Below are 12,668 nucleotides of genomic sequence, written 5' to 3'. Positions count from 1 at the left end.
TCAAGCGACGAGGTCTGGGACCGGCCCGATATAGCGCGACTGCGGCCGGATCAGCCGTCCGCTCGTCTGCTGCTCGCGCGCATGGGCAATCCAGCCGGCGACGCGCCCGGCAGCAAAGACATTGGTGAACGCCTCTTTCGGAAAGCCCGCCGCTTCCAGCAGAAGTGCTGTGAAGAACTCGACATTGGTCTGGAGCGAGCGCGACGGCTTGGCGATGCGAAGCACTTCGAGCGCCGCTTGCTCCACGCTCTCGGCAAACGCCAGCCGGTGGCCGGCTTCACCCTTGGCGCCGAGTTGCCGCACCACCGCTTTCAGCACGTCGGCACGCGGATCGCGCACGCGGTAGATGCGATGCCCGAAGCCCATGATGCGGCGGCCGCGCCCGATCTCGTCACGCAGCCAGCCGGCGGCGTCGTCATGCGCCTCGATCGCATCCAGCATCTCGATCACCGGACCTGGGGCGCCGCCATGCAGCGGCCCCTTGAGCGCTCCGAGCCCGGCCAGCACCGCCGAAGTAAGCCCGGCCTGCGTCGAAGCGACCACGCGCGTGGCGAAGGTCGATGCGTTGAGGCCATGGTCGCAAACCGTCACGAGATAGGCATCGAGTGCCTTCGCCAACTTCGGCGAGGCCGCAATGCCGGTCAGCATCCGCAGCATGTCGGCGGCATGATCGGCCTTGCTATCGGGCGCAATCGGGCTTTCGTCGCGCTGCAAGCGCAGCAAGGCCGGCGTCAGCACGGCAGGCGCCGCAACCAGCCGCAGCGCGTCCGGCAATTTGCCGCCGTCCGGCAGCAGCGCAATGCCGGCGCGCATCGCGCTGTAGATATCGAGGGATGCGAGAAACGGCAGCAAGGGTTCGATCTGCCCGAACACTTCGCTGCGCGCCCGACCGATCGCGTTCGCCAGCTCCTTGTCGCCGGGAAAATCGTCAAAAAAGCCGTCGAACAGCAGATGGACCACCTCGGCGTATTTCCAGCGGCCTGCCAGTTCGGGCAACGAATGGCCCCGGATGGTCAGGCGGCCGCCAAGACCGTCAACATCGGAGAGCACCGTTTCCGCCGCCAGCACATCATCGAGCCCATTCGCCATTGGTTTTCTCCTTGACCCTTTCCGCGCGGTAGATAAGGGTTTGGCGACTCGATCATCAATCTTGATCAACAGAATCAACATGACAGGACTGACATGACAGAGTGGCTGACGCGGGACGAAGCCCTGGAGCGTCTCAAGGTGCGCGCCCAGACGCTCTATGCCTATGTCAGCCGCGGGCGCATCGGCATGCGGCCGGATGGGGCGGATCCACGCCGTAGCCAGTATCGCGCCGACGACATCGCGGCGCTGGCGAGCCGCCGGGCGCGCGGCCGAAATCCCCAGGCCATCGCCGAAAGTGCAATTGCCTGGGGTGAGCCGGCGATAGCCACCACGATCTCGACCGTTTTGCACGGCCGCCTCGTCTATCGCGGCCAGGATGCGGTTGCACTCTGCGAGGCTGCCACGCTGGAGCAGACGGCAAACCTGCTTTGGGCGTCTGACGCACCAGTGTCGTTCGTGTCGGCGAGCCGCCATGGCAACGGCGCAACTGGCCGGCCGGCCGCCTTCGCGGAATTGGCCGCGTTGGCGGCCCCCGGCCGGCCTTCGCTCGGCCGCCGATCAGCTTCGCTCAACCACGATGCGGCCGGCGCCATCGCCGCCCTGGCCCAGGCGCTCGGCGCGATTCCCGGAACCGGTGCCGTGCACGAAAGGCTGGCGCGGGGATGGTCGCTCGATGCGGCCGGCGCAGACTTGATCCGCCGCTCGCTCGTACTGTTGGCCGATCACGAATTGAACGCATCGACCTTCGCCGCGCGGGTCGCCGCGTCCACCGGCGCACCTGTTTCGGCCTGCCTGCTTGCCGGCCTCGCCACGCTCTCCGGTCCGCGCCATGGCGCCGCCGCGGAGGCCGTCATGATATTGGGTGAGGATGCGCAGAGATTGGGGCCGGATGCGGCCGTCGGACGCTGGCTCGGTCACGACATGCCACTGCCCGGATTTGGCCATCCGCTTTATCCCGAAGGCGATCCGCGCGCCGAACCTTTGCTGGCCGTTATCGATGTCGATGATGGCCTGCTGCGGCTTTGCGATGCGGCCTTTGCGGCAACGGGCATGCGCCCGAACGTCGATTTCGCCTTGGCTGCGCTGACGCGCAGCCTCCGCTTGCCGTCCGATGCGCCGTTCCGTCTGTTTGCGCTCGGCCGCAGCGTCGGCTGGGCCGCGCATGCCGTGGAGCAGGTGACAAGCAACGGCCTGATCCGGCCCCGCGCCCGCTACCAGGGACCGCTGCCGGAGTTCCATTAGCTGGCGGCGCAATCCCGGGCCCTTTTTTTGGGTGCTGGCGAATTTAAGCTTTAGATGGAATGGTCATACGGCTCATGAAAAGTCGGAGAGCCCGCTGCGCGGCCAGGGCTGGCGGCTCGGACGGATGCCATTCCCGGAAATGACCATCGAGCGCCATGCGTGCCAACCCATACACGAGTGCACGCGCGGCAAGCACAAGATGATCAAAGTCGGTGTCGGGAGCAAGCCGACCGTGTTGTTGCGCTTGCGTCAGCAAGTCGATCATCCTCCGCCGAATAGCCTCATTCTGATGACGAAGGCTGTCCGACGCTTCAAAATCAATTAGGGTTCTGGAACTGATGATCTGGAAATGCGTGGGGTTGGTAATTGCCCATTCCAGATAGCCTTGTCCGATTGCTTCGAAAGCCTCAATAGGATCTGCGCTGCCGATTTTCGCCTGCGCCTTGGCAACAGCCTCTGTCAGCCGATCCATGGCCTGTTCGGCGACCGCGGTTAGCAACGCTGTTTTCGATCGAAAATGCCGGAATGGTGCGCCGGGTGAAACGCCGGCACGTTTTGCGGCTTCGCGTACGGAGACATGCTCGGCTCCCCGTTCCTCGATGATCTCCACGGTTGCCGTGATCAAGGCCTCGACGAGATTGCCGTGATGATATCGCTTGGCATGTCCGGCTTCGTCGGAATCAGTAGTCTTGGTCATCTCAGCCAAATAGCACGAGAGCGGAATGTAAACACTGATTATTTCCCTTGCGTTCGAGCGCTGCGTATGTAATCAATGTTTACATCGCAACGGAGGTTACCATGTTTCGCATCACCGCAACGACTGCCCTCGCTTTCTCCTTATTGTCGCTCGTGTCTGCCGAGGCCGAGGATCGGCCCACCCTGGAAATCGCCTGGCCGGCCGCAGGTTCAGTTGTCGAACTGGGCAATGCCCCTGAGAAGGCGATAGGCGTCGTCGTCAGGAGCAACTTCAGGCTGCTCCCTGCGGGTGAGTGTGGGGAAATCAGCCAATGCGGCCACGTGCATATGAAGATCGATCCCGACGGAGACACCTGCAACATCCCCGGCAAGCCGTACAACAGCATGAACAGCGACTTTGGCGGTGACCTTATCAAGGCCCGTTTCGGCCATTGCCCGAATGCCGCCGGCAGACACGTAATCGGCGTGCTTCTTGCCGATGATCATCACCGGCCCATTCTAGTAGACGGCAAACCTGTTACCGCTCTGGTGACGGTGACCACGAAATAGAGCATGCCACGAAGCATAGCATGGATGACATCTCCGCCTTTCGAGACGAAGATGTTTTATCACATGGTCTGCTGAAGGAAGTTTCGGCCGGCACTTCGCCAGCCGGCAGTCAGGACATCGTGTCGAGCTTGCGCTGCATCGCGGCGATCTGCTCCTTCAGTTCCTGAAGGTCGTCGGGTTTTTCCGGTGTTTCCTTCCTGGCCGGTTCGGCCGGCGCTGCTGCCGGCGCAGAGCCCGCAGGCGGGAACGGTGTGAACAGCCGCATGGCGTTCTGGAACATTTCCATGTTGCGCCGCGTCTGCTCCTCCAGCACCTTGATCGGCGTGGCGATCTTCATCATGTCCATCGGGGACTTGCCGAGCGCATCTTTCATCTGTTCGCGAAAGCGTTCCTGCTCCTTAGAGAAGGCCAGCATCGACTGCTCGAGAAAGCTCGGCACGATCATCTGCATCTGGTCGCCGTAATAGGCGATGAGCTGACGCAGGAACGGGATCGGCAGCATGTTCTGCCCGTCCTTGTTCTCCAGCTCGAAGATGATCTGGGTCAGCACCGGATGCGTGATGTCGTCACCGGTCTTGGCGTCCTGGACAGTAAAGTCCTCGCCTTTTTTGACCATTTCAGCGAGATCCTCGAGCGTCACATAGGTGCTGGTGCCCGTATTGTAGAGACGGCGATTGGCATATTTCTTGATAACAATAGGTTCGTCTTTTGCGGCCATCTGCATCCTCCCCGGACACCGGGCAGCTTAAGTAAGCCGCCGGTAACGATTGCGCCTTTTTAAAGGATATGCGCAAAAGCGTCATGAATCCAAGCAGTTTGTGCAGTGCGGGAACATTTTATGCTGCGCAGCACGGACGGGCCGCCGTTGCAGCGACGGGCGGCATGCTTGCGGCAGTGGGACGCCATGCCCATTTCGGGTTTGACTCGAGTTGTGGAAAGGGCAAGAAAAGTCCCCGACGGCACCCGAAATCGTTCCCCGAAAGCCTGGAGAAGAACATGTCCGCTTCCAACGCCATCGTTGTCGCCAGTGCAGCGCGCACGCCTGTCGGCTCCTTCAACGGCGCCTTCGCCAACACGCCAGCCCATGAATTGGGTGCGGTCGCCGTCAGGGAAGCGCTTGTCCGTGCCGGCGTCGAGGGCAAGGAGGTGGACGAGGTCATTCTCGGCCAGATCCTGACCGCGGCCCAAGGGCAGAACCCGGCGCGGCAGGCGGCTATGGCCGCCGGCGTGCCGCAGGAGGCTACCTCCTGGGGCCTGAACCAGCTCTGCGGCTCGGGCTTGCGCGCCATCGCGCTCGGCATGCAGCAGATCGCCCAGGGCGACGCGAGGATCATCGTTGCCGGCGGCCAGGAATCGATGTCGATGGCTCCGCATGCGCAACATCTGCGCGGTGGCGTCAAGATGGGCGACTTCAAGCTGATCGACACCATGATCAAGGACGGCCTGACCGATGCCTTCTACGGCTATCATATGGGCAACACCGCGGAGAACGTCGCTCGCCAGTTCCAGATCACACGCGACGACCAGGACCAGTTCGCACTGGCTTCCCAGAACAAGGCCGAGGCCGCGCAGAAAGCCGGAAAATTCAAGGACGAGATCGTTGCCTTCACAGTCAAGGGCAGGAAGGGCGACACCGTCGTCGACCAGGATGAATACATCCGCCACGGCGCGACAATCGATGCCATGACCAAACTCAAGCCGGCCTTCGACAAGGAAGGCACGGTGACAGCAGCCAATGCTTCCGGCATCAACGACGGCGCCGCAGCCGTGGTGCTGATGACCGAAGCGGAAGCCGCAAGGCGCGGCATCACACCTCTGGTGCGTATCGTTTCCTGGGCGACCGCCGGCGTCGACCCGCAAATCATGGGGACGGGACCGATCCCCTCCTCGCGCAAGGCGCTGGCCAAGGCCGGCTGGTCGGTCGGCGACCTCGATCTGGTCGAAGCCAACGAGGCCTTCGCTGCGCAGGCCTGCGCCGTCAACAAGGACATGGGCTGGGACCCGGCGATCGTCAACGTCAATGGCGGCGCCATCGCCATCGGCCATCCGGTCGGCGCCTCGGGCGCCCGCATTTTCAACACGCTGGTCTACGAGATGCGCCGCAGAAGTGCCAAGAAAGGTCTTGCCACGCTGTGCATCGGCGGCGGTATGGGCGTTGCCATGTGCGTGGAAGCATTGTGATGAGATAGGCGATACGAGTAGGATACTGGCGCAAAGCGAGTAGGGAATAGAGGGCAAACCCCACCGCTTCAACGCGCAGTCATCTGCATTTCCCGGGAGGACACATGACAAAGGTTGCAATCGTCACAGGCGGGTCGCGCGGCATCGGCGCGGCGATATCGGTCGCCTTGAAAAGCGCCGGCTATTCGGTGGCCGCGAACTACGCGGGCAATGAGGATGCGGCGGCAAAGTTCAAGGCAGCGACCGGCATCCCGGTCTATAAATGGTCGGTCGCCGACTATGAAGCCTGCACTGCCGGCATCAAACAGATAGAGGCCGATCTCGGTCCCGTCTCGGTGCTGGTCAACAATGCCGGCATCACCCGCGACGCGATGTTCCACAAGATGACGCGCGAGCAATGGAAAGAGGTCCTCGACACCAACCTTTCCGGCGTCTTCAACATGACGCATCCGTTGTGGGGTGGAATGCGCGACCGCAAGTTCGGCCGCATCATCACCATCTCCTCGATCAACGGCCAGAAAGGCCAGGTCGGCCAGGTCAATTATTCGGCTTCGAAGGCCGGCGACATCGGCTTCACCAAGGCACTGGCCCAGGAAGGCGCGCGCGCCGGCATCACCGTCAACGTCATCTGCCCCGGCTATATCGCCACCGAGATGGTCAAGGCGATGGACGAGAAGGTGCTCAACGAGCGTGTCATCCCGCACATCCCGGTCGGCCGTCTCGGCGAGCCGGAGGAGATCGCGCGCTGCGTCGTCTTCCTCGCATCTGACGACGCCGGTTTCATCACCGGCTCGACCATTTCAGCCAATGGCGGCCAGTACATTAGCTGAGGCTTGGGATGTCGCGGATGCCCCCGTACCGGCCCGACGGCAGATACGGGCAGATAACCGGGCTGTCACGCGGCAAGCTTCAGCGCTGGGCTGGCTTCAGGCTGGGTTCGGGTAATTGAACCTGCCTCGCACGCGGGTGCCGGCAGACGGGCAAGCGGCGCCCGACTGAGGCCCGACAGCTTCAATGCGATGCGGCGCTTCAGGAATGGTGTGAGGTTCAGCACCGACAGCACGAGGTTGCGAACGAACCGCTTCACCGGACTGCGGGCAAGCGCCATGCCGGTCATCATGCCAGCCAGGTCAAGCACCTCTTGGGCTGCCGGGCGTCGCAGCGTTTCATAGAGTTCGAGCTCCGCTTCGGGGCGCACGCCGTTCACCACGTCGCCAAGCAATTGGCCAAGCACGACCGCGTCGACGATGCCGGTATTCATGCCTTGCCCTCCCGCCGGACTGTGCACGTGCGCGGCATCGCCCATCAGGAACAACCGGCCCTTGCGGTATGACCGGACCAGGCGGTGATGCACGCGAAACCGCGAGCTCCACGACAGGTCGAGCACGCGGGTTCTTTCTTTGGTCGGCCCACGGCTGTCGAGCAGCACCTGTATGTCTGCGACTGCGGGTTTTTCCGGTGCATCGTCCATTGTCGCGACGACGCGGTACGATCCGTCTGGGAGCGGCGCCACCACCACCAGTCCGGCTGGCGCAAAGAACAGCGACACTTCGGTTGGCCCAACCGGCCAGTCGAGACGAACGTCGGCGAGAACGAACGACGCCTCATAGGCCGCGCCGTCGAACTCTATGCTGGCCGAGTTGCGCACCAGGCTGTGCATGCCGTCGCCGCCAACGACGTAACGTGTCGATATGATCTTCTCGCGGCCGTTTTCGACCACCGTCACGCGCGCACCGTCAGTGTCCTGAAGCACCGCTTTGGCCTCGACCATGCGGTGGATCACGCCGCCCAGGGCCGTAATCCGCTCGGCAAACACCTGCTCGGTGAGATTCTGAGGCAGCATCATCAGATAGGGATGCCTCGACGGAAGCTTTCCGAAATCGAGCTTGAGCAGTGCCCGGCTGCGATCTCGGATGGCGAAATTCTGCAGCTTCAGGGCAAGTTCGCTCAGCCGCTGCGTGACGCCCAGAGGCTCCAGCGCTTCCAGCGTCTGAGCGTGGATGACGCCGGCCCGCGAGGTCTGAAGGCCCTCCCCAAGCCTGTCGATCAGAACATGGTCGACCCCGGCCTGGTGCAGCACGATGGACAGCGCCAAGCCGGTCGGGCCCGCGCCAATAATCAGGACTTCCGTTTTATCTGGCAACATTTTCTCTCTCCATTTATCAACACATGTTGACTTTCTAGTCGAAGCCATTGCATTTGTCAACAACCGTTGGCATAGGGATTTCATGAGCGAGAATCAGCACAAGAAAACCAGCAAGTCGGACCGCACCCGCGCCCAGATCCTCGAAGCCGCGAGGCTGCTGTTCGCCAGGCACGGCTATGACGGCGCCTCCATCCGCGACGTCGCGGCCCACGCCTCGATCGATCCGGCCATGGTGATCCGCTATTTCCGCAGCAAGGACGAGCTATTCGCCAGAGCGGCGGTCGTCGACCTGAGATTGCCGGCACTGCGGGTGATCGATCGAACCGCCATCGGCAAGACACTGATCAGGCGATTTCTCGAAATCTGGGAAGATCCGGCCAACGGTACCGGCATGGCAATTCTGCTGCGGTCGGCGACGTCGAACGAATTCGCCGCCGAAAAGTTGCGCGATGTATTTGCCAACCAGGTGAGGCCACTGGTTGCGGCGGTCGCTGATCCCGCCGATGCGGGCCGGCGGGCCGGGCTCATTTCCAGCCAGCTGCTGGGTTTGGCGATGTGCCGTTACCTGCTGCGCCTACCACCGGTCGTCGCCCTGTCTCACGAAGAAATCATCCAGACCGTCGGCCCTACATTGCAGCGCTATGCCGTCGGCGAGGATGTGCCTTGAACAAGCCGTTCAGCGTGGGGCCGAGTCTGAGCCTCATGCGGCAAGTGCGCCGACCGATGGCCATGACGCCGGTGTGTGCCGAACCAGCACGCAAAGGTTAATGGCCGCTGCGCAGCCTGTGCACAATCCGTCCCGCAGCCTGTGGATTCTCGGTGGAGAAGCTGTTCACAACACAACATGTTGCGGTGAACAAACCAAGAAACTTCGGCTATCTCTGATTCGTCGCCGATTCGTTCCGGCTTTGAGCGGAACGTTAACGACGAGAGCTGAAAACTCCCTCGAAACGATTAAAGCGCGTTAGGAAACATCAATAATTTCATAATGTTGTGCGAAGCAGATTGGCCACCCACGACCATTCGGCAAAGGTTAACCATGGTGCTCGCCTGGATGCCGCTTGCATGAATCGGGCCAGTTCCCGTGATTCAGCATGTGGTGAGGTACGCCGGCAGAAAACCCAGATGTAGCCGTGAACAAAACCTGAATCGGCGAGAGTCAGTGATTCGTCGCTGATTCGTTCCAGACTCGTTCCAACTGTTAATCGGGAACAGATTTTCTGGCTTGGAAGCGACCAATCGGCCTGCCCTCGGCACATTCCGCTTTCGCTTCGCGCCCGAAATCCCTATGTGTCGCCTGTCATACGCGGCCAATATGGGCGCGCTCCCGACAATGCGAGGCGGAGAGCCTTATTTCCAGGCCGATGAACATCCATCCGAAACACACTGAACCGCTGATCCTGACCGGCCGGGACGTGACGGCCGTGCTCGGCCCGACCAACACCGGCAAGACCCATCTCGCCATCGAACGCATGGTGGCGCATGAAAGCGGCGTCATCGGCCTGCCGCTCAGGCTGCTTGCCCGCGAGGTCTATGCGCGCGTCTGCGAGAAGGTCGGCGCCCATAAGGTTGCGCTCATCACCGGCGAGGAAAAGATCCAGCCGGCTGGCGCGAAATACTCGGTCTGCACCGTGGAAGCGATGCCGCGCGAGACCGACGCCGCCTTCGTTGCCATCGACGAGGTCCAGCTCGCCGGCGATCTCGAACGCGGCCACATCTTTACCGATCGCATCCTGCATCTGCGCGGCCGCCAGGAGACGCTGCTGCTTGGCGCGGCCACCATGCACGGCATCCTGCAGCGCCTGCTGCGGGGCGTGTCGGTGGTGACCCGGCCACGGCTGTCGCATCTTGCTTATGCCGGCTCGAAGAAGCTGACCCGCCTGCCGCGGCGCACCGCGATCGTCGCCTTCTCGGCCGACGAGGTCTATGCCATTGCCGAGCTGATCCGCCGCCAGCAAGGCGGTGCCGCCGTCGTGCTCGGCGCACTCAGCCCGCGCACCCGCAACGCCCAGGTGGCGCTGTTCCAGTCGGGTGACGTCGACTACCTCGTCGCCACCGACGCCATCGGCATGGGCCTCAACCTCGACCTCGACCACGTCGCCTTCGCCCAGAACCGCAAATTCGACGGCTACCAGTACCGCAACCTGACGGCAGCCGAACTCGGCCAGATTGCCGGCCGCGCCGGCCGGCATTTGCGCGACGGCACCTTCGGCGTCACCGGCCAGGTCGATCCGCTGGATGAGGAACTGGTCAAGAAGATCGAGGCGCATGATTTCGACCCGGTGAAAGTGCTGCAGTGGCGCACCGCGCATTTCGATTTCGCCAACCTCGATGCGCTGAAGCGCTCGATCGAGACCAACGCCCCGGTCGAAGGCCTGACGCGCGCGCTGCCGGCCGTGGACGCGCAGGCGCTCGAGCATCTGTCGCGCGACGAGGACGTCCGGGCACTCACCACCGATGCCAGACGCGTGGCGCTGCTGTGGGAAGCCTGCGCGCTGCCCGACTACAGGAAGATCGCGCCGGCCCAGCACGCCGACTTGATCGCCTCCATCTACATGGACCTTGCCAGGCATGGCCATGTCGACGAGAACTACATGGCCGAGCAGGTGCGCCGTGCCGACACCACCGAAGGCGACATCGACACGCTGTCGCACAGGATTGCCCAGATCCGCACATGGACCTTCGTTTCCAACCGGCCCGGCTGGCTGGCCGATCGGGCACACTGGCAGGAAAAGACGCGCGAAATCGAAGACAGATTGTCGGATGCGCTGCATGAGCGGTTGACGAAACGTTTTGTAGACCGCAGGACTTCCGTCCTCATGCGGCGCCTTAGAGAAAACACGATGCCTGAAGCCGAAATCAGCCCAACCGGAACCGTCCTCGTCGAAGGCCATCATGTCGGCGAGCTGCAGGGTTTCCGCTTTACCGCCGACCAGAGCGCCGGCGGCGAGGACGCCAAGGCGGTGCGGGCGGCGGCGCAGAAGGCGCTTGCCGCCGAGTTCGAGGCGCGGGCCGAGCGCTTCGGCGCCTCTGCCAATGGCGACATCGCCCTGGGTTCGGATGGCACGCTGCGCTGGATCGGCGCGCCGATCGGCACGCTGGTCGCCGGCGAAGACGCTTTGAAGCCGCGTCTTGTCCTGCTGGCCGACGAGCAGCTCACCGGTCCGGCCCGCGACAAGGTTGCGGCGCGCGCCGAGCGCTTCGTCAATTTCCAGATCGAATCCCTGCTGAAGCCTCTGGTCGACCTTAAGAATGCCGAGCAGATCACCGGCATCGGCCGCGGCATCGCTTTTCAGCTTGTCGAGCATTTCGGCCTCATCAACCGTCGCGACATCGCCGACGAGATGAAGTCGCTCGACCAGGAAGGCCGCGCGGCGCTTCGCCGCCTCGGCGTGCGCTTCGGCGCCTACCATGTCTTTGTGCCGGCGCTGATCAAGCCGGCGCCGGCCGGGTTAATCACGCTGCTGTGGGCGCTGAGAAACGACGGCAAGGACAAGCCCGGCTTCGGCGATGTCGTTCACGCACTGGCCTCCGGCCGCACGTCGGTGGTCATCGATCCGACCTTCGACAAGACCTTCTACAAGCTTGCCGGCTACCGCAATCTTGGCCGGCGTGCTGTACGCGTCGATATTCTCGAGCGGCTGGCCGACCTGATCCGGCCGGCGACCAACTGGAAGCCGGGCCTCGGGCCTCGCCCCGACGGCGCCTATGACGGCCAGTCCTTCATGGTGACGCCGCCGATGATGTCGATCCTCGGCGCGACCGCCGACGACATGGAAGAAATCCTGAAGGGGCTCGGCTATCGCGCTGATGCCAAACCGGCGGCCGAGGTCAAGGCGCGGCTCGAAGCACAGGACAATGCCGCGCGCGAAGCGGCCGCTGCAAAGCAGGCGGCTGAAGACGCAACACGAGTCGAGCAGGCGAGGATGGCGGAAGCATCTGCCGCGGCAGAGCTGCCGGCGGAGGCTTTGGAACCCGTGTCGAATGCGGCTCCCGTTGCGGAGGCGGCGGCCGAAGCTGTAACCGAAGCGACGGCAGAGCCTGTCGCGGAAGCTCCAGCCCCTGAAGCTGCGGCAGAAGTCACGCAAGAGATCCTGCCCACCGCCGAAGCGGTTGCAGAACCAGCGGCCGAGCCAAGGGCGGCGGAACTTGGGGCGGAAACTGAGGCTATGGCACCGGCAGAGCCGCCGATCTTCGAAACGACGGAAGCATCGCCGGCCGAACCTGCAGCGACGGCGGAAGCAGTCGCCGACGACGCTGCCCCGAAGGCGGAGGAGCCAAAACCTATCCTGTTGTGGCGGCAGGGTCGTTTCGACCAGCGCCCGCGTCATCGCCAGCATGACAACCGCCCCCGGGACAATCAACGGGGCAATCGCGCGCGCAATGGTCAAGCTGCGCCGGACAGTCGCAGCGATGCGCCGGTAGATGCGGGCGGGCAACCGACACCAGGCGACCGGGCCGCCCGTCAGGGGCGCCACGACCCGCGTGACGGCGCCGGCAAACCGCGCTTCGATCGCAGCAAGTTCAAGCCTAAACCGCAAGGCGAGGCTGGAGAGCAGCGCGCCGGCAAGCCACAAGGCGACCGCCCCGACCGGCGCGAAAACCGGCCCGACTGGAAGGCTGGCCGGCAGGACGGCAAAGGCAGCGCCCAAGGCGCAAAGCCCGCCTTCCAGCCGAAACCGCGTGAGGAACGCCCGGTCCGCTTCGACCCGGACTCGCCCTTCGCCAAGCTCGCCGCCTTGCGCGACCAGCTGAAGAAGTAAGC

10 protein-coding genes are annotated in these 12,668 nt (G+C 63.4%); 6 read left to right on the top strand and 4 right to left on the bottom strand.

The window, feature by feature from the left end; genetic code table 11:
* The gene (locus NKJ17_RS04680; protein ID WP_352687239.1) at positions 1 to 1,089 is read right to left on the bottom strand and encodes a citrate synthase/methylcitrate synthase; all 1,089 of its coding nucleotides are present in this window, start codon (positions 1,087 to 1,089) and stop codon (positions 1 to 3) included.
* Between the two features lie 93 nt (positions 1,090 to 1,182).
* On the opposite strand from NKJ17_RS04680, the gene NKJ17_RS04675 reads away from it, so the two are divergent.
* The gene (locus NKJ17_RS04675) at positions 1,183 to 2,331 is read left to right on the top strand and encodes a citrate/2-methylcitrate synthase (RefSeq protein WP_352687236.1); all 1,149 of its coding nucleotides are present in this window, start codon (positions 1,183 to 1,185) and stop codon (positions 2,329 to 2,331) included.
* A 43-nt stretch (positions 2,332 to 2,374) separates the two neighbouring features.
* Here the strand turns inward: NKJ17_RS04675 and NKJ17_RS04670 are convergent, their stop codons facing one another.
* Entirely contained in the window at positions 2,375 to 3,028 is a 654-nt protein-coding gene (locus NKJ17_RS04670) for a TetR/AcrR family transcriptional regulator (protein WP_352687233.1), read from the bottom strand.
* 101 nt (positions 3,029 to 3,129) lie between these two features.
* On the opposite strand from NKJ17_RS04670, the gene NKJ17_RS04665 reads away from it, so the two are divergent.
* Positions 3,130 to 3,576 (top strand): hypothetical protein, encoded by a 447-nt coding sequence (locus NKJ17_RS04665; protein ID WP_352687230.1) that lies wholly within the window; start codon positions 3,130 to 3,132, stop codon positions 3,574 to 3,576.
* 109 nt (positions 3,577 to 3,685) lie between these two features.
* Here NKJ17_RS04665 and phaR read toward each other — a convergent pair whose 3' ends face one another.
* Positions 3,686 to 4,294, bottom strand: a complete 609-nt coding sequence (gene phaR / locus NKJ17_RS04660; protein ID WP_254816501.1) for a polyhydroxyalkanoate synthesis repressor PhaR — start codon at positions 4,292 to 4,294, stop codon at positions 3,686 to 3,688.
* A gap of 278 nt (positions 4,295 to 4,572) precedes the next feature.
* Here phaR and NKJ17_RS04655 point away from each other — a divergent pair, with 278 nt between their 5' ends.
* Both NKJ17_RS04655 and phbB read left to right on the top strand, forming a co-directional pair.
* Positions 4,573 to 5,757 (top strand): acetyl-CoA C-acetyltransferase, encoded by a 1,185-nt coding sequence (locus NKJ17_RS04655; protein ID WP_254816500.1) that lies wholly within the window; start codon positions 4,573 to 4,575, stop codon positions 5,755 to 5,757.
* Between the two features lie 104 nt (positions 5,758 to 5,861).
* Positions 5,862 to 6,587 (top strand): acetoacetyl-CoA reductase, encoded by a 726-nt coding sequence (gene phbB, locus NKJ17_RS04650; RefSeq protein WP_352504974.1) that lies wholly within the window; start codon positions 5,862 to 5,864, stop codon positions 6,585 to 6,587.
* 65 nt (positions 6,588 to 6,652) lie between these two features.
* On the opposite strand, the gene NKJ17_RS04645 is transcribed toward phbB, so the two are convergent.
* On the bottom strand, positions 6,653 to 7,852 hold the full coding sequence (locus NKJ17_RS04645; protein WP_352687225.1) for an FAD-dependent monooxygenase: 1,200 nt from the start codon (positions 7,850 to 7,852) through the stop codon (positions 6,653 to 6,655).
* Here NKJ17_RS04645 and NKJ17_RS04640 point away from each other — a divergent pair.
* Together NKJ17_RS04640 and NKJ17_RS04635 are read left to right on the top strand one after the other, a co-directional pair.
* Positions 7,839 to 8,570: a TetR/AcrR family transcriptional regulator gene (locus NKJ17_RS04640; RefSeq protein ID WP_352687222.1), complete on the top strand. Its 732-nt coding sequence runs from the start codon at positions 7,839 to 7,841 to the stop codon at positions 8,568 to 8,570. The genes NKJ17_RS04645 and NKJ17_RS04640 overlap by 14 nt on opposite strands.
* Positions 8,571 to 9,267: 697 nt before the next feature.
* Positions 9,268 to 12,666: a helicase-related protein gene (locus NKJ17_RS04635; RefSeq protein WP_352687220.1), complete on the top strand. Its 3,399-nt coding sequence runs from the start codon at positions 9,268 to 9,270 to the stop codon at positions 12,664 to 12,666.
* The last annotated feature ends 2 nt before the right edge of the window (positions 12,667 to 12,668 follow it).

Origin of the sequence: Mesorhizobium sp. M0208, assembly GCF_040322015.1 — a bacterium.
Taxonomy (GTDB): Bacteria; Pseudomonadota; Alphaproteobacteria; order Rhizobiales; family Rhizobiaceae; genus Mesorhizobium.
Note: the sequence above shows the minus strand (reverse complement) of the source record. Positions and strands in the feature narration are given on the sequence as shown.